Source organism: Bacteroides fluxus YIT 12057, from assembly GCF_000195635.1.
Taxonomy (GTDB): domain Bacteria; phylum Bacteroidota; class Bacteroidia; order Bacteroidales; family Bacteroidaceae; genus Bacteroides; species Bacteroides fluxus.
In genome coordinates this window covers 228,749-248,206 of sequence record NZ_GL882623.1, presented here as the reverse complement: position 1 = coordinate 248,206, position 19,458 = coordinate 228,749, and the positions used below count along the sequence as shown (strand labels likewise).

The following is a 19,458-nucleotide window of genomic DNA, read 5'->3' as shown; positions in this document are numbered from 1 at the left end:
TAATAACAAAGAAAGCGAATAAAGTTCAAACAAATGTAGTTTTGAATATAAAAAATCTTATTCTTCAACAAATAATCAAGAAGATATTATCCGTGAAATCCATAAAGCAGACGCAACAACCTAAAAAAAACAGGGGATATACCCCCGTGGCCATATCCCCTGTTACTATAACAAGTAAGTGTATTTACATTTGAAGGCTATAATACTTCATTGCCTCCATCCAGTTCTTACCGGCTACGGTAAGAGCATGTTTAAATGAATTTACAATCTTTTTTGCCATAATCTTAAAAATTAAACTGTTACCTAAAATCAAACTAAATACCTCGGTCTCTTTACCTCTTCAAGGTATATCCCATTGATAATGCTTCATTCCTACCTACCTCGGCAAGGATGTGTCTCAATGAATTCATCAATTTCTTCTTCATAATGTTGTCCTCCTAAAAATCAATCTTGTTATCCTTAAAAAACGACTAATATCTATTCTTTTTTATGTTTTACAACACAAAAATAGAGCCTTTGTTCAAGCCAAGGAGCAGAAACAAAGGAAAACTTATGTTTTAAAACATATTTCTTGATATATATCAAAAAAGGCAGGATGTTACCCAAAACACCCTGCCTTACTTAGCTGGATAAAGTATCTTCTTACTTCTTTTCCGGAGTCTGTTCTAACGTAGCCACCAGGAAGTCATAGAACTTGGATACGGTAGGAATCAGCGCACGTTCGTCCGGTGAGTGCGGAGAACGCAGCGTAGGACCGAAAGAAATCATATCAAGTCCCGGACAGTTGGCGCCAATAATGCCACATTCCAATCCGGCATGGATTACTTTTACAGCGGGCTCTACACCAAACTGTTGTTTGTAAGATGACTTCATGGCATGCAGAATCGGTGAATCCACATTGGGTTGCCAACCGGAATAAGCCCCGCTCAATTCCACCTTCATACCTGCCATGGCAAAGCAAGCAGACAAACTATCTGCCAGAAAATCTTTCATCGTATCGCAAGAGCTGCGGGCCAGGATACGGATGTCGGCCTTACCGCCGGCAATGGTAACAATGGCCAGATTGGAAGAAGTCTCCACTGTATCGGGCACGGTGGGTATCATACGCATCACGCCATTCTGACAAGCCATCAGGACGTTTATCATATTATCCTGAATTTCTTCCGGAACTACCGAGGCAGGTACCGCCACATCTTCCATTTTCAGCGTAATGTCACTCTCTATCGATGCATATTCAGCATTAAGCTGCGCTTCATACTCTTTGATATAATCTTCCAGTCCCTCTATATCTTCCGGATTGAACATCATTACAGCATGTGCCTCACGGGGAATGGCATTACGCATGTTTCCACCCTCAAAGCTTGCCAGTTGCGAGTCGAACTCTATCAATAAATCATGCACCACCCGTGCCAGCAGTTTATTGGCATTGCCACGTCCCTGGTTTATTTCCAAGCCGGAGTGACCGCCACGCAAACCCTTCAAGGTAATCCGTCGTGCCACCCAAGCATCAACCGGTTCCTCTTCCTTATATTCCAGTGTGGCAGTGATATCAATGCCACCGGCACAACCGATATAAAGTTCCCCTTCATCCTCGGAGTCAAGGTTCAGCAAGATTTCGCCTTTCAATGTCCCGGGCTTCAGGCCGAATGCACCGTACATGCCGGTTTCTTCATCCTTGGTTATCAGAGCTTCCAGCGGACCGTGTTTCAGTCCGTTGTCTTCAAGGACTGCCATGATAGCAGCGACCCCCAAACCATTGTCAGCTCCCAACGTAGTGCCCTTTGCCTTTACCCAATCACCGTCAATATAGGTTTCGATGGGATCTTTTGTAAAGTCATGAACGGTATCGTTATTTTTTTGAGGCACCATATCCATGTGCGCCTGCAGGATGACGCCCTTGCGATTTTCCATACCCGGAGTGGCAGGCTTACGGATAATGACATTTCCGATTTCATCGACAAATGATTCCAAGCCCAACCCTTTACCGAAATCAACCAGAAATCCGGTAATCTTTTCCATGTGTCCGGAAGGACGGGGAATTTGGGTCAGCGAATAGAAATGCTTCCACACATTCTGCGGGGTTAAATTTAAGATTGTACTCATAATGTTTTTAAAATTAGTTTTCGCAAATATAACAGATATATTTCAGAAATCCATGTTCACCAATATTTAAAATACTTTTCCTGTGATGATGCATTAAAATCAGATTGCAATCCCCAAACTTCCGTTCATTCTACATACGGTTCTTTTGTGATTCACCGGCTCCCGTACCCTTGTACTTGCTCTTGGTGCTATTGAATTTGTAGCGGACTGTGAGGCTAACGCTACGGCTGTTGGGTTCTTCAGTCAGCTCCATCATCCGGACAGCCCCAGCGTACATCTTGACTTTATTTTTGCCTGTGTCGAACAAATCAGTGCCACGAAGCAAGAAAGAAAGTTTTTTGTTAAAGCACTCTTTATAAACAGACATACTCATTTGCCACATATCCTGCATCATCCGCTGATTCTGAACATCCCCCCGTGTTCTATATACCACGTCCGCATTTAACACGAAACCTCCCGGAAGTTCCAAACTGTTTTTCCATGACAACATTCCCAAAACGTTATCCAAATTACGGTATCCTTGAGGAGTATCGGCTTCATACCACTGCTTCATTATCCTGCCGCTGAACATAGGTCTCCAAATACCAATGACAGGCGAAAATGTAAGCGAAGCAAACAGTTTGTTGTAGGCCGGAACGTTCACCCGTTTGATAAGGGCTATTTTAGGCTCATCTTCCGAATAAGCCCCGCTGGTAAATACCATATCATCTTCAACATGCTGAAAACCTCCCGAAAAATTAATCCACCGATATACAGTTCCCAATATAAAATTATGTGTCAAAGTAGGTTTAAGAAAAGGATTTCCGCTTTCATAGGAATACTGATTCACATACGTTATATTCCCCCGTAACTGGCTATAAGAAGGACGGCTGATGTCAGAAGCATAATTCAGCATGAACTGGACCTTGCCTACAGGAAACGAGACAGCCACCGACGGGAAAAAATCGCTGTACTTTTTACTCTGTTCATCCTTTCGCTCATCCTTTTCAAAATAATCGAAAGCTACATTCTCGTAACGCACTCCCGCCTGCACATTTACTTCTCCAAACGAACGGCGATATTCCGCAAAGAAAGAGGCACCAGCTTCTTCTATTTTACTATGATCATCATTCAGGATGCCTTCAGGGTTTAAATATAGATTCGTCCGGCGAGTAAACGCATATTCTCCGCCAAATGAAAGTTTTCCTCCGAACAAAGGATGGGCAAACACCATCTTAGCGGCATACAGCGAATTGTCGTTCTCTGCAAAGGTAGATATCAGGCGGTTTTCAATCTGCTCATCGGCGAACCTGCTTTTTTCTGCTATCCGGCTGTTATTGTTGTTTTTCTTCCACAGCCAGTCAGCGTTGAAGTCCATTTCCCATTCCCCGCATTCCCCATTGTAATAGAAGTTCATTTGATGGTTGGTAGATTGTACATATTCCCTGTTCCTGCTATCAGACTCTTCGTTAAACAACCCGTCTTGATACACAGTGGTAGGTACATGGTAAGTGTACTCACTTCCGGGATTCCGGCTAAGGTCATAACGTATGCCTAAAGAGTGTTTTTCATTCAGCGCATAATTCAAGGCAAGCATGCCCGATACATCCTTTCCGCTACTCTTCGAGTCTGTCTCGGAAATTTGTTTCCAGTACTGTTCCAAATAAGTCTGCTGCACCAAATACTTTTTACTCCAAGATTTGCCACTCCATCCATAAAGCATTCCCTGAATATCCCATCCGCCTGTATGGTAATTAAAGTTGAGTTGTTCAAGAAAAGACCACTCTTTGTTATAACGCGCCATTGTCCGGCTGTTCAACCCTAACCCGTCACCTGGAGCTTTCTTGGTAGTAATACGAATAACCGCTTTCACTTCAGAGCCATATTGCGCGCCCGGATTACTGACCACTTCTACCGACTTGATATTATCGGCTGCCAAGCGGTCCAGTTCTGAAGAATCGTACACTTTCCGTTTATTGATATATATTTCAGGAGTTCCTCTTCCGAACACACTGACAGAACCATTATTAGAAGACACATTAGGAATCTTATCCAGCAAATTGTCGGCAGTTCCCGCCTTTTCAAGTACAGTTCCCGCCACAGTCGTCAGCATCGCATCCCCCTTCACCCGTGTCCTTGGCAAAGTGCTTTTTACCACTACCTCGCCAAGCATGTGCACATCAGGCAATAATTTGATTACCCCTACATTTTTGCCATCATACTCTCTGTATTGTGACAAATAGCCTATAGACGTAATGCGCAGTACCCCTTGTCCGTCGTAACGGTTCAAAGCAAACGCTCCCTGCGCATCGCTCACCACCCCCTGCACATAAGCCGAATCGGGCAGTGAATAGAGTACTATATTCGCAAACTCCACCGGTTGCGAATTTTCATCCACCAACTGGCCTTTTATGACTTGTGCCCGAGCAGACAGGCATGATAGAAATAATAAAAAAGATAAAAAGCTATACTTCATAAATATAATGTATTTGTTTTCTATTCTGCATTCATCTCATAGTAAGTTTCCAAGCATTTCTCCAGCATTCCCGGAGATTTTTGCATACATGTACACAAGTCATATTTTCCATTCTCATATTTATTACGCAAGACATACCATGCACATGTTCCATTACATATCGGCAAAAAGAAGCATTTTCTACATGCCTCATCATGATACCATTTACTTCCAACAATATATTTGTTTAGCAACGTTCTATTAATTATCTTATTGCCGTGTATGGTTCCTACCACCCTTTCCGGATTACCTACATCATTCCAGCACTTATAAACCTCCCCTTCAGGTCCCACAATATAAGCACATTGACGAGTTGCGGCACAAGTTTTTGAACAAAACAATTGTGGATAAAGCGATTCATTGATAACTTTTTTATTCACAGCGTCAAACATCAGTTCAGCAATATCCTTACGGTCCATACTTCTACAACTATAAGCAGTTTTTTCCTCATTATCAATACGTAAAAAACCGGGATAAACAACCAGCCTTTTCCCATCATACATTTTCCGCAGTTCATTGGCTACCTCATAATAATCACCTACATTTGATTTTTCAATATTTACCCGTACGTGCACACATGTATTGTCAAACTCATTTAAAAGACGGTTTATATTGTCAATAATTTTATCATAGGTCGGTAAATCTGCTTTTGTTTTCCTTATAAGATTATGACGTTCCCGTTTTCCATCCAAAGTTATTTGCACAACATTTAGAGGGTACTTTTTGAAAAGAGAAATAACTCTATCATTCACAAGGAAACCATTTGTGATAAGGTTATGCTTGGTAAATTTCAAAGTCGTTCCGTTGGTTATCTTGTCGAGCAAGCGTTCAATTGTTCCTATGGCCAACAAAGGCTCCCCGCCATACCAATTCAAGTGAAGTTCTCGAGATTCCTGATGATTATTTATAAAAGATATAATAGCATTTTCCGTTCTTTCATCCATTGAGATTTTTCGCTTATGCTCTTCAAAACAATAAGAACACGAAAAATTACAAGCAAGTGTAGGGGCAATTGTAAGCCCTAAAACATTCTTGGAATAAGTACTACGATCTGTTTCATATTGATAATTTAATAGAAAAAGGTCATCCTTATCTTTTTCCACTATTATTTTCTTCTTATATAAAAAATCTACAGTTTCATCATCCAGATTATTTATGTTGTCACTATCTGCAATACAAGCTTGCAGTTGTTCATACAAATTCACATTCACTTCAAAAAGAGAGTTCGTTCAGTAGCACCGCCTGTTGTAGATTCCAACTGTTCATTACCAAGAACTTCTTCTTGTTCATTAATAGTCTTAATTTCATTTTTTAAATTCTCTTTTTCCATAATTCAAGATAATTAAATTAACTGATGTTTTTATTAATCTCACATTGCAAATGTAACGACTGCCAGTCCTACAATTCCAGACTGATAAAAAAGAAAGGGTCAGCCGCTACAGGGAGTTTTTTCATATTTTGCCGTCACTCCGTCACTGCTGTCCTGAAACTCCCTCTCCATCGGCATTTGCGTAGTGACGGCAAGCGTGACGGCAAAGTGACGGCAACTGCTTGCCGTCACGCTTATTTATTCCGATTTTATTATAAATATCATAATAGCTTTATAATAATCAGTTATTTACATATTCGTTTATTTTGCATTTTTCATTGTACGAAAATAACTTTTATTAACGCCGGTTTTAAGCCAATTCGGAACTTTACTATTCAAAAACCCCTTGTCTGATGACTGATTCTTGCATCCGGTGCCGTGCGTACTCCTTGATTGGCGTGTAGTGCATCCGGATTCATCCTTTAGGAAACAGGTGTCTTTTCTTTGTAGGACTTATACTTAATGCGGAAAAGTATCATGCAGAATGCTTGCAGGCCTTATTCTGTACTTCGTCCCAGGTACGTGGGCCCGTCGGTTCAGGCACGTAAACCGACGAGCCCACCTACCTGAACCGACGGGCCCACGTACCTGGGACGAAGTACAGAATAAGCTGTGAGCATAAAAGATATAAGGCAGACAAGGATTTAGGATTAATCTCTTTATGGAAATGAAGCAAGCAAGTCAAGGGGCTAATTCAAAGCTTAAATGAAAGTCGTGCTCTGTTGTATCAATATTTAAGCAAAACCTTTCTTTTTTTCAAGAAAAGTTTTAGATTTGCGAATATTAGAATTCTAACAACAAACGGCTATGAGGAACACATATTATATAGTTGTAATATTGGCAATCATTATTATAACAATTGCAGCTTGTTCAAAAAAAGGAAATACTTCTGTATTGCTACCCGAATTAATACAGGCAGAAGCAATCATATACGAACACCCTGACAGCGCCTTGCATCTACTGCAAAAAATGCAGATTCCGAAAGCTTCGCATAAATTAGAGAATGCAACTTGGGCATTACTCATGACACAAGCTAAATATAAGATGTTTATAAAGCAAAACGACTCCCTAGCCAATATAGCATATACTTATTTCATGAAACGAGAAAATGCACAGCGAAAGGCATTGGTGCTATATTTAAAAGGAGGAATTCTACATAAAAGTAAGAAAATAGAAGAAGCGCAAAAGTTTTTTTTGGAAGCCGCAGACTATGCAGAAAAAACCGACGATTATCAGCTATGCTATTTAGTCAATGCCCAATTAGGTAACATATATGTGTTTCGTTCCTATAAAGAATATGCGCTGAATGCATTCAATAAAGCATATCGATATGCACTTAAATCCAATAATATCGAATATATCACTTCTTCGCTGATTTATCTTGGTAGAACCTACTCTATACAAAAGAAATTTAATCTTGCCATTGAATGTTACAAGAAAACGATTAAAATTGCAGAAAAGAATCATAATATAAAAAAGATTATAATTGCTTCAAACGAACTCGCAGGGATCTATACAGAAACCAAAGATTATGAACAAGCTTTGTACTATGTAAAACAAGCTATTAAATATAACAGTACAGAATCAATAAAAGGACAAATAAATTTAGTAATCGGAGATATTTACAGCAGAACCGGAAAAACAGACTCTGCATATTATTATTTGGATCGAGTTATAGCATTTGAAAAAAGTCCTCGCACGGTAAATAGCGCTTACCGCATCCTATATAATTTAAGCAAGAAAAAACAAAAATACAAAGAAGCTTTGTTTTATAGTGACAAACTGTTGAACGGTTTGGATTCATTATACAGTTCGTATAGAAGCCAAGAATTAGCCGAAATGCAAGAAAGGTATAATCAACAGAAACTCATTAATGAAAAGAATCAGTTGAAAATAGAGAAAGATAAAAGTACCCGCAACGCACTCATAGGACTTGTTATACTGATTTGTCTGATAGCTACCCTCATCTATATTTATCAACGCAAATTGATGAAAAAAGAGCGTACTATACAAAAGAAAGAAGAGGACTTACGTAGAAATACAATCAAGATAAGCGAGAACGAGCTCCTTATCAAGCGCAATCAGCTACGAATGGGAGAACTTATGGCACAAATAGAAGCCAATAAGGATATGCAGGAGCAACTAAAAGAGCTCAGCAAAACATATTCAGAAATACAGCAACAGAATGAAGTGTTGACTAGTGAAAATCAAGTGCTTCAAGAAAACATAGAGCAATACTCTTCTTCGCTCAACGCACAATCTGAAGAATTGAAAAAGTTGAGTGAATTGGCTGAGGAAAGCCAGCGCCTGCACGATAGGGAAAAAACGCTATCCAATCAGTTGGTGAAGAACAGTAAAATATTAAATAATCTCATAATAACTCCCAAATACATAGATACCGCGCAATGGAATGACATAGAAAAAACAATCAATGCCATATTCGACAATTTCACGGAAAGACTATCTAAAAAAGTACCTGCACTCACTGAATACGATCTACATCTTTGCTGCCTAATCAAACTCAGCATGGGCAATACAAATATCGCCACTGCCTTGGGTATATCTCCTGCTTCTGTATCCAAGCAAAAATATCGGTTAAAGGAGCGCATTGCACAACAAGTTGATGTTTTTAAAGAAGGCTACACCCTAGATTTATGGATTTGGGACTTCTAAAGAATACCTTGTCCATTTTTCCATTTTCGCATCAAAGGCAATAAATTGTGTTACAATTCATTACCTTTTTATCATGTCTATATCAAGTCCATGCTATGTCTATAAATATTATTCAAATATGCCCTATCTTCGTAACAAATCAAAAATAATTAAGATTATGAAAACTAAAGAAACAAAAACACAACTTGTACGTGTATTATTAGAATTAACAGACTTGAAGACAAGGCATCTGGAAGGGCACTTCAGCATGTAAGATTCAAAATCCAACTCTAAAATTAACTATCATGAAACGAATTGATTTAAAGAAAGTACTTCGCATGGACTTCATGATTCAACACCGATGTACAGGCACTCCCGTAGAATTTGCAAAAAAGCTGGAACTCTCCCGTTCTGTGCTTTTTGAATACCTTGCTTATTTACGCTACGACTTAGGTATAGATATTCTTTATGACAAATATCAATGTACGTACCATTATGATGGCACAAATCTCTATACAGCATTAGGATTAACCCCAGAGAGCAACAACTAAAACCAACTTCTGCAAATATTTGAACTTCTTTTTGACATAAGGCCGGAAACAGGTCGGGTACGGGTTACTATCCGCAAATATACAAAGTCATAAAAAGGTACAGCATAGACCATCCAGAACATCAATTCATAGTATTGACCAATCATGGAACGGCAGATTGTACTTTCCGATAATTGCGCCGTTTATCGTCCGCAGGACTTACAAACGCTACTACCTCTATGTAACCAAACATTGATAACCGAAGATATAAAAGACACACTGAACAACTGGAATTACCTCATAGAGTTATATAGTTGGAGTAAAAAAATGGAAACGGAAGTTAGACCAATGGAGGGAGCATCTGTCAATAGGAAACATTCCACTATCCCGCTGGTAAGTTCCACTATTTCGACCGGTTCACCAATGAAAGATGCAACCAACCATAGATACCCAACACAATAACCAACAGCGTCTGTATGCCATGCACAATCAATGCAAAGACACCGGCATCCGTAGCATCCACCCCATAGAGCATCATCATGGTGATAACTGCAAAATGCCAAGGTCCCGCTCCATTGGGAGTGGGAACTATCACTGCAAAAGTTCCGCCGACAAACATGACCAGACCGGCAAGGAAACTGAGGTGTTCCGTAAACTGGAAGCAATAGAAAGTAATATAGAAGTGATAAAAATAACAAGCCCAAATAAGCAAAGTATAAAGGATGAACAAAGGGACATTCTTTACATTGCGGAGCGACATCACACCTTCCCAGATATTCAGTACCACCCCCTTCACTTTCTCGAAAAAGGAAAGCATGCGCAGAAGATAATACAGAAGTACCAACACCCCGATGACACTGAACAAAGAGACGTAAAACCAGGGGGAAACCAGCAAGTGCATCAGCGAGGGTATCTTGGTTCCTGTTTCTTCAAAGAAACGAAGGAATACAGGCATCTGCATCAGGAAAGTGAGCCCTGTAATCAGAAGGATACAAAGTGCATCGACCAGACGTTCGGTAACAACCGTCCCCAAAGATTTGGCAAAAGAAACATGATCGTATTTGGCGAGTACCCCACAACGGGAAACTTCACCTACACGGGGCAATATCAAATTCGTGGCGTATGAGACAAAGATGGCATCTACACAATCACTCGTTTTAGGATAAGCATCCAACGGCTTCAGAGTCTGTTTCCAACGCCAACCGCGAAACACGTGGCTCATCACACCGAAAAGCAACGACAACAACATCCATCCCCAGTTTGTACCATGCAGCAATATTTCCTCCGCCCGCGCGAAGTCAAAATCACGATACACCCAATAGAGGATAAAGCCACCTAAAAAAATAGGCAAGACGATTTTCAGTGTCTTTTTTAGCAATTTATTCATCCCGTCACGGTTTATTCAGGGCACCCGGCCAAATTCTTCATTCTTCATTCTTCATTCTTCATTGAAAAGAATTACCTTTGCTCCGCAGAACGGAGAGGGAAGGCATCGGTAACCCGTATTCGCGCTGCAAAAGTAACGATTTAGTTGATACATGAGATTAGTTAAACCTAAAAAGTTTCTCGGCCAACATTTCCTGAAAGACCTCAAAGTGGCACAGGATATAGCCGACACGGTAGATGCGTGTCCCGGACTTCCCGTATTGGAAGTAGGTCCGGGCATGGGGGTATTGACCCAGTTTCTGGTAAAGAAAGAACGCCCCGTCAAGGTCGTGGAAGTCGATTTTGAATCGGTAGCCTATCTGCGGGAGGCCTATCCCGAACTGGAAGACAAGATTATCGAGGACGATTTCCTCAAAATGAACCTGCAACGGTTGTTCGACGGAAACCCTTTCGTGCTGACGGGAAACTATCCTTATAACATATCCAGCCAGATATTCTTTAAAATGCTGGAAAACAAAGATCTTATCCCCTGCTGTACTGGCATGATCCAAAAAGAAGTTGCCGAACGCATCGCCGCCGGTCCCGGAAGTAAGACTTACGGCATACTGAGCGTACTGATACAGGCGTGGTATAAAGTGGAATACCTGTTCACCGTCCACGAACACGTATTCAATCCGCCCCCCAAGGTGAAAAGCGCCGTCATCCGCATGACACGCAACGACACCCGGCAATTGGGATGCGACGAGAAATTATTCAAACAGGTAGTGAAGACTACTTTCAACCAGCGTCGCAAGACTCTCCGGAATTCCATCAAACCGATACTCGGTAAAGATTGTCCATTGACGGAAGACATTCTGTTCAACAAACGTCCCGAACAACTTTCGGTACAGGAATTCATTGATTTGACCAATCGGGTGGAAGAGGCCATTAAGAATCTTCCGGTCTAATTAGTACCGAACAATAACCCCACAACCCAATCTCTCCCCCTTTTCGGAGAGGGCCGGGGGTGAAGCTTTAACTCAATTATAATATGGAAATAAACGAAGAATACATTGACAAGGTCAAAAGCCTCATTGAGCAAAAGGACGCAGATAACGTCAAGTCACTTCTGACAGACCTTCACCCGGCGGATATCGCAGAACTATGCAATGATCTGGATCCGGAAGAAGCCCGCTTCGTTTATCGTCTCCTCGATAATGAAACAGCAGCAGACGTACTGGTGGAAATGGACGAGGACGTCCGGAAAGAGTTTCTGGAAATACTCCCGTCCGAAACCATTGCCAAACGTTTCGTGGACTATATGGACACGGACGATGCCGTTGACCTGATGCGTGAGCTCGATGAGGACAAGCAGGAAGAAATCCTCTCCCATATTGAAGACATAGAGCAGGCAGGCGACATCGTTGACCTATTGAAATACGACGAAGACACTGCCGGTGGTTTGATGGGTACAGAAATGGTGACCGTCAACGAGAACTGGAGTATGCCGGAATGTCTGAAAGAGATGCGCCTGCAAGCCGAGAAACTGGACGAGATCTATTACGTATATGTCATTGACGACGAGGAACGCCTCCAAGGTGTTTTTCCACTGAAAAAGATGATCACTTCACCGTCCGTCTCCAAAGTGAAGCATGTCATGAGAAAAGAACCCATCTCCGTCCACGTAGATACTTCTATTGACGAAGTGGCGCAGATTATCGAAAAATACGACTTGGTAGCCGTTCCTGTAGTTGATAGTATCGGGCGCTTGGTGGGACAGATTACCGTGGACGACGTCATGGATGAAGTACGTGAGCAGTCGGAACGCGACTACCAATTGGCATCCGGTTTGTCACAAGACGTAGAAACGGACGACAACGTAATGCGCCAGACTTCCGCCCGCCTTCCGTGGCTGCTCATCGGAATGCTGGGAGGCATCGGCAACTCCATGATATTGGGCAATTTCGACGCAACCTTTGCCGCACATCCTGAAATGGCACTATACATTCCGCTGATTGGCGGCACAGGGGGAAACGTGGGGACACAATCCTCCGCCATCATCGTACAAGGGCTTGCCAACAGTTCGCTGGACGCCAAGGACACTTTCAAGCAAATAGCCAAGGAATCCGTTGTAGCGATCATCAATGCCACCATTATTTCCCTGTTGGTATATATCTATAATTTTATCCGGTTCGGCGGTGCGGCCACTGTCACTTACTCCGTATCCATCAGCTTGTTCGCCGTAGTCATGTTTGCTTCCATATTCGGCACGCTGGTGCCCATGACTCTGGAAAAGCTGAAAGTTGACCCTGCCATTGCAACCGGCCCGTTCATCTCCATTACCAATGACATCATAGGCATGATGTTGTATATGGGCATCACCGTACTATTATCTTAGGTAGACAGAAAAAAAACAGGAAAAAAGTATGAAGTAATTAATTTATTTCATTAATTTGTAGCTTAATGTAACCCAAACGGGGTATCCCGTTTCTAAAAAGTAAATACAATGACGGACACTCATGACACTAATCTCCCCCAAAAGCCGGTGGAATTAGAAGAAGAAAAGAAGGCAGCAGAGGTTTCTGAACCGGCAACAACAGAAACTTCGGCTGAGGAAACAATTTCGGAAAAGCCGGTAGAGCCTGCTCAGAAATTCACCAAGGAAGATATCCTTGTCAAGCTGAAAGAAATTGCCGCAGACGTGGAAAATGCAGCCAAAGCTGAAATCGACGGTCTGAAACAAGCTTTCTACAAGCTACACAATACTGAGCTGGAAGCGGCCAAGAAGCTATTCATTGAAAATGGAGGCGCCGCAGAAGAATTCATCCCCCAGACTGACAGTGTGGAAGAGGAATTCAAGAATATCATGTCCGTCATCAAAGATAAAAGAAATACGCTTACCGCCGAGTTGGAAAAGCAGAAAGAGATGAACCTGCAAATCAAGCTCTCCATCATTGAGGAACTGAAAGAGCTGGTAGAATCTCCGGATGACGCCAACAAAAGCTACACGGAATTCAAGAAACTACAGCAGCAATGGAACGAAGTGAAACTTGTGCCACAAGCCAAAGTAAACGAACTTTGGAAAAATTACCAGCTGTATGTAGAGAAGTTCTACGACCTTTTGAAGCTGAACAATGAATTCCGTGAATACGACTTCAAGAAGAATCTGGAAATAAAGAACCACCTTTGTGAAGCAGCCGAAAAGCTGGCAGATGAGCCGGATGTAGTATCCGCATTCCACCAGTTACAGAAACTGCACCAGGAGTTCCGCGATACAGGACCGGTAGCCAAGGAACTACGGGATGAAATCTGGACGCGCTTCAAGGCCGCATCCACTACCGTAAACCGCCGCCACCAACAGCACTTCGAGGCATTAAAGGAGGCGGAACAACATAATCTTGACCAGAAGACAGTGATTTGTGAAATCATTGAAGCCATAGATTACGGTGAACTGACCAATTTTGCTTCTTGGGAAAACAAGACACAAGAAATCATAGCCTTGCAGAACAAATGGAAAACCATCGGTTTCGCACCGCAGAAAATGAACGTGAAAATCTTCGAACGTTTCCGTAAAGCATGCGATGATTTCTTCCGCAAGAAAGGAGAGTTCTTCAAGGCCTTGAAAGAAGGCATGAACGAAAACCTGGAGAAGAAACGTGCCTTGTGTGAAAAGGCGGAAGCTCTGAAAGACAGCACTGATTGGAAAGCGACCTCTGACGAGCTGACCAAGTTGCAAAAAGAATGGAAAACCGTCGGTCCGGTAGCCAAGAAATATTCAGATGCCGTATGGAAACGTTTCATCTCCGCCTGCGACTATTTCTTTGAACAAAAGAATAAAGCCACTTCCTCACAACGTTCCATCGAGCAGGAGAATTTAGAGAAGAAGAAGGCCATCATCGAAAAACTGAACGGCATCAGTGAGGATATAGAAACGGAAGAAGCCACACAGTTGGTACGTGAACTGATGAAAGAATGGAACGGCACAGGCCATGTCCCCTTCAAAGAGAAAGACAAGATTTACAAGCAATACCATAGCCAAGTGGACAAACTGTTTGAGCGTTTCAATATCAGCGCCTCCAATAAAAAGCTAAGTAATTTCAAATCTTCCATCAGTTCCATTCAAGAAGGTAGTCCGCAAGCACTCTACAGGGAACGCGAGAAATTGGTCCGTGCCTTTGAAAACATGAAAAACGAGTTACAGACCTATGAGAACAATCTCGGCTTCCTGACTACTTCTTCAAAGAAGGGCAACAGCCTGCTGACCGAAATTAACCGTAAAGTTGAAAAGCTGAAAGCAGATATAGAATTGGTAAAAGAGAAAATCAAAGTGATTGATGAAAATATCAAGAACGAAGAATAACGTCCAAGGGTCATAAAAAAGAATCCGCCTCTCTACGACATTGTTTAGAGAGGCGGATTCTTTTATTTAGTTTTTACATTGATCCTTGACTCCACGTACAGCCCCGCCTTGCCCAAAGAATAAAAAACCCACTAAAACTTGCGATTTTAGTGGGTTTTTGACTTAAATAAACTGTAAGTTTGTTGGGCTACCTGGATTCGAACCAGGAATGACAGGACCAGAATCTGTAGTGTTACCATTACACCATAGCCCAATGACAAGTTCATTTCTGTTTTGCGGTTGCAAAGATACAAAGTTTTCTATAATTCAAAACAAAAATCAGTGTTTTTTTTCTAAAAAACTAATAAGACACCGTTTTCCAAAGAATTAGATACCTAAAAAAAATCAAAAATTGAAAGACTTTTCCTCTTTTACGTGTTTGATATGAGAAATCAACGTATATTTGTCAACAGTTTTAATATAATAATGTATAATGAACGACGCAAAAAAACTTATTCAACAAATAACAGAAGGTATTCAAGATAAAAAAGGAAAGAAGATCGTCATTGCCGATCTCACCCAAATAGACGATACAATATGCAACTATTTCGTCATCTGCCAAGGAAATTCCCCCAGCCAAGTGACAGCCATCGTTGAATCCGTAAAAGATTTCGCCCGCAAAGGCGCCGACAGCAAACCCTTTGCCATTGACGGGCTGCGCAACGCCGAATGGGTAGCCATGGACTATTCCGACGTTTTAGTGCATGTATTCTTGCCGGAAGCAAGGGAATTCTATAACCTGGAACACCTTTGGGCCGACGCCAAACTAACTCAAATCCCCGACCTTGATTAATTTAGACATATGGATAATAATACCAGCAATAAGAAACCCAATAAAGTAAATATGCCCAAGTTCAACCTGAACTGGCTGTATATGATCATAGCCATGATGCTTTTGGGATTGTATCTCACCAACGAAAACGGCACAGCTGCCAAGAACATCTCTTATGACGAGTTCCAACAATATGTAAAAGATGGCTATGTCAGTAAAGTCATCGGTTATGATGACAACTCGGTGGAAGCGTATATCAAACCGCAATACGTGAAGAATGTATTCCGCCAGGATTCCGCCCGTGTCGGCAAGAATCCTCTCATTACCACCGAAGCGCCTTCGCGTGAAAGTTTAGGCAACTTCATACAGAAAGAAAAGGACGAAGCACGTTTTGACGGTTCCATCAGCTACGAAAAGAAGCGTAACTACTTCACCGCTATCCTCTGGCAAATCTTGCCATTCGCATTCCTTATAGGTTTCTGGATTTTCATGTCCCGCCGTATGAGCGGAGGCGGCATGGGCGGAGGCGGAGGTATCTTCAGCGTAGGAAAATCCAAGGCCCAGCTGTTCGAAAAAGGCTCTCCGGTCAGAGTCACGTTCAAGGACGTTGCCGGACTGGCGGGTGCCAAACAAGAAGTGGAAGAAATTGTAGAGTTCCTGAAAGAGCCCCAGAAATACACGGACCTGGGAGGCAAGATACCTAAGGGAGCCTTGCTCGTAGGCCCTCCGGGAACAGGTAAGACCTTGCTCGCCAAAGCCGTAGCCGGAGAAGCCAATGTACCGTTCTTTTCACTGGCCGGTTCCGATTTTGTGGAAATGTTTGTCGGCGTGGGTGCTTCCCGTGTCCGTGACCTCTTCCGCCAGGCTAAAGAAAAAGCTCCCTGCATCGTGTTCATTGACGAAATTGACGCGGTAGGACGTGCCCGTGCCAAAGCTGCCGCCATGGGTGGTAATGACGAACGTGAAAATACGCTGAACCAGCTATTGACAGAAATGGACGGATTCGGCTCCAACAGCGGTGTAATCATCCTTGCCGCCACCAACCGTGTAGATGTTCTGGACAAGGCCCTGTTACGTGCCGGACGTTTTGACCGCCAGATACATGTGGATCTGCCCGACCTCAACGAACGCAAAGAGGTGTTCGGCGTACATCTGCGCCCCATCAAGATAGATGATACGGTAGATGTTGATTTGCTGGCCCGCCAGACTCCCGGTTTCTCCGGCGCGGACATCGCAAACGTCTGCAATGAAGCCGCACTGATCGCGGCACGCCACGGCAAGAAATTTGTCGGCAAACAAGACTTCCTGGATGCTGTAGATAGAATTGTAGGCGGCCTGGAAAAGAAGACCAAAATCACCACGGAAGAGGAACGCCGTTCCATCGCCATCCATGAGGCGGGCCATGCCAGCATCTCTTGGTTGCTGGAATATGCCAATCCGCTGATTAAAGTAACCATCGTGCCCCGTGGACGTGCCTTAGGCGCTGCCTGGTATCTTCCGGAAGAACGCCAGATCACCACTAAGGAACAAATGCTGGACGAGATGTGCGCCACTTTAGGCGGACGCGCAGCCGAAGACTTATTCCTGGGCCGAATCTCCACCGGAGCCATGAACGACCTGGAACGCGTAACCAAACAGGCATACGGCATGATCGCTTATTTAGGCATGAGCGAAAAACTGCCCAATCTCTGCTATTATAACAATGACGAATACTCTTTCAACCGTCCGTACAGCGAAAAGACCGCCGAGCTGATTGACGAAGAAGTGAAGAAGATGGTAAATGAACAATACCAGCGCGCCAAGCAAATCCTTGCCGACAACAGCGAAGGACACAACAAACTGGCGCAATTGCTGATAGACAAAGAAGTTATCTTCGCAGAGGACGTTGAACAAATCTTCGGAAAACGCCCGTGGGCTTCCCGTTCAGAAGAAATCATCAGTGCAACCAAGGTATCCGATGAACTGAAAAAGGCGGAAGAAAAGGAGGCCAAGATTGCTGCAGAAGCAGAGAAAGAAGTGAAGGACGAAGAGAAAGAGGTGACAAAAGAAGAGAAAGAGCATAAAGATTCTAAAAATTAAAACGGAAACACCGTGAAAAACAACTTTATCCAACGCGCCGTTACAGGTGTGTTATTTGTAGTAGTATTGGTGGGCTGTATTCTTTACAGCCCCCTTTCATTCGGTATATTGTTTACCTTGATCAGTGCGCTGAGCGTCTATGAATTCACCCATCTGATGAACCAAAGCGGAGAAGTCAGCATCAACAAAGCCATCGCCGGCCTGGGAGGCGCCTATCTGTTCCTTGCCTTAATGGGATTCTGTACGCAGGCAACAGACGCACGCGTATTTCTTCCCTACCTGGCATTACTGCTCTATCTGATGATTACCGAACTGTATCTGAAGAAAAAGAACCCGATAGGCAACTGGGCATTCTCCATGCTCAGCCAGCTATACGTAGCCTTGCCCTTTGCCCTGCTGAATGTACTGGCTTTCCAGAACACGCCGGAGATCAGCAGCGTAACGTACAATCCGATCCTCCCCCTTTCCATTTTCGTGTTCATCTGGCTGAGCGATACAGGTGCATATTGTGTGGGGTCAATGATAGGCAAACATCGTCTTTTCGAACGTATCTCACCTAAGAAATCATGGGAAGGCAGTATCGGCGGCGGTATTTTTTCCATAGCTTCCTCTTTTGCATTCGCCCATTTCTTCCCATTCATGCCCGTATGGCAATGGGCAGGACTGGCAGTAACCGTCGTCATCTTCGGTACCTGGGGAGACTTGACCGAATCATTGATGAAACGCCAACTGGGCATTAAGGATTCCGGCAATATCCTGCCGGGACACGGAGGCATGCTCGACCGTTTCGACAGTGCCTTGATGGCAATTCCCGCTGCAGTAGTTTACCTGTACATCCTGACTATATTCCAATAAGACTTTGGACCGTCAAAATAAAAGGAGGGCACGGAACCGTCAAAAGTATCCATGCCCTCCGCACTACTATTACATAACACACTTATTTCAATTGCACTTTTGACAAATCCAGGTTGCGCATCTTCTCCGTATTATCATCCGGACTTTCCCGTTCGAAGACAACTTCCGTCTCTCCGTCCTCTCCCGAATTCAGTTTCAGCTTGATACCTTTGGTCTCGGAAGTCATGTCCAAACTATTCAGATTGTACGACACGACAGCAGGTTGGGGAATTCCGGTCACATCATCATAAGTATTGTAACGCAGTTCCAGGTGAATATAGCCATCTTCACCATACAGTTCCTTGTCATCAGCCGGACGTACCAGGCTGATGCGATGCCGGGTCTTGGCAGGTAAGTTCTGAGTAAAATACAGATTCATATATCCACCGCTTATCCCCATACTTGCCCCATAGACAGGATCATTGCCAAAATCCCCGTCATTCTCCGGAGTCAAAGTTTCCACTTCCTTAGTCAGCACCTGCTCCAAAGTAAGAATTTTCACGGCATGGTCAAAACCCTCGTAATTATCCCACAAAGGATTGAATGTGGTAATCACCCGCTGTCCGTCTGCCGGGTTATACCAGCCCATGTTTGTATTCACAGGCCAAAGGGTTCCCCACACGTCACAATCCAAATAAAAAGCACTTCCGGTTACACGTACAGTAGCCCATAAAGGAGGCGTCATATCCCCAAGGGAATAACCCTCAACATCGTCACACGATTGCAATGCCGGTATCACGGCCAGGCATATTGCCATAAACAAGCCATGCAGTTTTTTCATAATCAAAGTCTTTTCGTTTA

15 protein-coding genes and 1 tRNA gene are annotated in these 19,458 nt (G+C 43.1%); 8 read left to right on the top strand and 8 right to left on the bottom strand.

Going from position 1 to position 19,458, the window contains the following annotated elements; all coding sequences use genetic code 11:
- Positions 1-642 precede the first annotated feature (642 nt).
- From HMPREF9446_RS06815 to HMPREF9446_RS19290, 5 genes are all read right to left on the bottom strand, one after another.
- Complete coding sequence (locus HMPREF9446_RS06815; RefSeq protein WP_039968712.1) at positions 643-2,103, bottom strand: aminoacyl-histidine dipeptidase; 1,461 nt, start codon at positions 2,101-2,103, stop codon at positions 643-645.
- Positions 2,104-2,233: 130 nt separating this feature from the next.
- A complete protein-coding gene (locus tag HMPREF9446_RS06810; RefSeq protein WP_009124781.1) occupies positions 2,234-4,558 on the bottom strand; it encodes an outer membrane beta-barrel family protein in 2,325 nt (774 codons plus the stop codon).
- 20 nt (positions 4,559-4,578) lie between these two features.
- Positions 4,579-5,802 carry a radical SAM/SPASM domain-containing protein gene (locus HMPREF9446_RS06805; protein ID WP_216593943.1) on the bottom strand — a complete coding sequence of 408 codons (1,224 nt, stop codon included), beginning with the start codon at positions 5,800-5,802 and terminating at the stop codon, positions 4,579-4,581.
- Positions 5,803-5,804: 2 nt separating this feature from the next.
- Entirely contained in the window at positions 5,805-5,927 is a 123-nt protein-coding gene (locus HMPREF9446_RS19295) for a hypothetical protein (protein ID WP_009124778.1), read from the bottom strand.
- A 99-nt stretch (positions 5,928-6,026) separates the two neighbouring features.
- Positions 6,027-6,158: a hypothetical protein gene (locus HMPREF9446_RS19290; protein ID WP_009124775.1), complete on the bottom strand. Its 132-nt coding sequence runs from the start codon at positions 6,156-6,158 to the stop codon at positions 6,027-6,029.
- Positions 6,159-6,773: 615 nt separating this feature from the next.
- Between HMPREF9446_RS19290 and HMPREF9446_RS06800 the strand changes: the two genes are divergently transcribed.
- Together HMPREF9446_RS06800 and HMPREF9446_RS06795 are read left to right on the top strand one after the other, a co-directional pair.
- Complete coding sequence (locus tag HMPREF9446_RS06800; protein ID WP_009124774.1) at positions 6,774-8,639, top strand: tetratricopeptide repeat protein; 1,866 nt, start codon at positions 6,774-6,776, stop codon at positions 8,637-8,639.
- A 284-nt stretch (positions 8,640-8,923) separates the two neighbouring features.
- Complete coding sequence (locus HMPREF9446_RS06795; protein WP_009124770.1) at positions 8,924-9,169, top strand: hypothetical protein; 246 nt, start codon at positions 8,924-8,926, stop codon at positions 9,167-9,169.
- 382 nt (positions 9,170-9,551) lie between these two features.
- Here HMPREF9446_RS06795 and HMPREF9446_RS06790 read toward each other — a convergent pair whose 3' ends face one another.
- Positions 9,552-10,535, bottom strand: coding sequence for a lysylphosphatidylglycerol synthase transmembrane domain-containing protein (locus HMPREF9446_RS06790; protein WP_009124767.1), 984 nt, complete (start codon positions 10,533-10,535; stop codon positions 9,552-9,554).
- 151 nt (positions 10,536-10,686) lie between these two features.
- Between HMPREF9446_RS06790 and rsmA the strand changes: the two genes are divergently transcribed.
- The 3 genes from rsmA to HMPREF9446_RS06775 all read left to right on the top strand — a co-directional run bounded on the left by rsmA (position 10,687) and on the right by HMPREF9446_RS06775 (position 14,873).
- Positions 10,687-11,481, top strand: coding sequence for a 16S rRNA (adenine(1518)-N(6)/adenine(1519)-N(6))-dimethyltransferase RsmA (gene rsmA / locus HMPREF9446_RS06785; RefSeq protein WP_009124765.1), 795 nt, complete (start codon positions 10,687-10,689; stop codon positions 11,479-11,481).
- 83 nt (positions 11,482-11,564) lie between these two features.
- Positions 11,565-12,911: a magnesium transporter gene (mgtE, locus tag HMPREF9446_RS06780; RefSeq protein ID WP_009124757.1), complete on the top strand. Its 1,347-nt coding sequence runs from the start codon at positions 11,565-11,567 to the stop codon at positions 12,909-12,911.
- 108 nt (positions 12,912-13,019) lie between these two features.
- Positions 13,020-14,873, top strand: coding sequence for a DUF349 domain-containing protein (locus HMPREF9446_RS06775; RefSeq protein WP_009124756.1), 1,854 nt, complete (start codon positions 13,020-13,022; stop codon positions 14,871-14,873).
- Positions 14,874-15,055: 182 nt separating this feature from the next.
- Here the strand turns inward: HMPREF9446_RS06775 and HMPREF9446_RS06770 are convergent.
- Positions 15,056-15,126 (bottom strand) — tRNA-Gln (locus HMPREF9446_RS06770).
- Between the two features lie 219 nt (positions 15,127-15,345).
- Between HMPREF9446_RS06770 and rsfS the strand changes: the two genes are divergently transcribed.
- Genes rsfS through HMPREF9446_RS06755 form a run of 3 tightly spaced genes read left to right on the top strand, consistent with a single transcriptional unit; the run spans position 15,346 to position 18,618 of the window.
- Entirely contained in the window at positions 15,346-15,705 is a 360-nt protein-coding gene (gene rsfS / locus HMPREF9446_RS06765; protein WP_009124754.1) for a ribosome silencing factor, read from the top strand.
- 9 nt (positions 15,706-15,714) lie between these two features.
- On the top strand, positions 15,715-17,763 hold the full coding sequence (gene ftsH / locus HMPREF9446_RS06760; RefSeq protein ID WP_009124751.1) for an ATP-dependent zinc metalloprotease FtsH: 2,049 nt from the start codon (positions 15,715-15,717) through the stop codon (positions 17,761-17,763).
- Between the two features lie 12 nt (positions 17,764-17,775).
- Entirely contained in the window at positions 17,776-18,618 is an 843-nt protein-coding gene (locus HMPREF9446_RS06755) for a phosphatidate cytidylyltransferase (protein WP_009124750.1), read from the top strand.
- An 82-nt stretch (positions 18,619-18,700) separates the two neighbouring features.
- Here the strand turns inward: HMPREF9446_RS06755 and HMPREF9446_RS06750 are convergent, their stop codons facing one another.
- Complete coding sequence (locus tag HMPREF9446_RS06750; RefSeq protein ID WP_039968741.1) at positions 18,701-19,438, bottom strand: NigD1/NigD2 family lipoprotein; 738 nt, start codon at positions 19,436-19,438, stop codon at positions 18,701-18,703.
- Positions 19,439-19,458 lie beyond the last annotated feature (20 nt).

Coding starts and splice junctions, on each gene's coding strand:
- ftsH (WP_009124751.1), top strand. CDS start 15,715: ATGGATAATAATACCAGCAATAAGAAACCCAATAAAGTAAATATGCCC.
- HMPREF9446_RS19295 (WP_009124778.1), bottom strand. CDS start 5,927: ATGGAAAAAGAGAATTTAAAAAATGAAATTAAGACTATTAATGAACAA.
- HMPREF9446_RS06800 (WP_009124774.1), top strand. CDS start 6,774: ATGAGGAACACATATTATATAGTTGTAATATTGGCAATCATTATTATA.
- mgtE (WP_009124757.1), top strand. CDS start 11,565: ATGGAAATAAACGAAGAATACATTGACAAGGTCAAAAGCCTCATTGAG.
- HMPREF9446_RS06790 (WP_009124767.1), bottom strand. CDS start 10,535: ATGAATAAATTGCTAAAAAAGACACTGAAAATCGTCTTGCCTATTTTT.
- HMPREF9446_RS06750 (WP_039968741.1), bottom strand. CDS start 19,438: ATGAAAAAACTGCATGGCTTGTTTATGGCAATATGCCTGGCCGTGATA.
- HMPREF9446_RS06795 (WP_009124770.1), top strand. CDS start 8,924: ATGAAACGAATTGATTTAAAGAAAGTACTTCGCATGGACTTCATGATT.
- rsfS (WP_009124754.1), top strand. CDS start 15,346: ATGAACGACGCAAAAAAACTTATTCAACAAATAACAGAAGGTATTCAA.
- HMPREF9446_RS06810 (WP_009124781.1), bottom strand. CDS start 4,558: ATGAAGTATAGCTTTTTATCTTTTTTATTATTTCTATCATGCCTGTCT.
- rsmA (WP_009124765.1), top strand. CDS start 10,687: ATGAGATTAGTTAAACCTAAAAAGTTTCTCGGCCAACATTTCCTGAAA.
- HMPREF9446_RS06775 (WP_009124756.1), top strand. CDS start 13,020: ATGACGGACACTCATGACACTAATCTCCCCCAAAAGCCGGTGGAATTA.
- HMPREF9446_RS06815 (WP_039968712.1), bottom strand. CDS start 2,103: ATGAGTACAATCTTAAATTTAACCCCGCAGAATGTGTGGAAGCATTTC.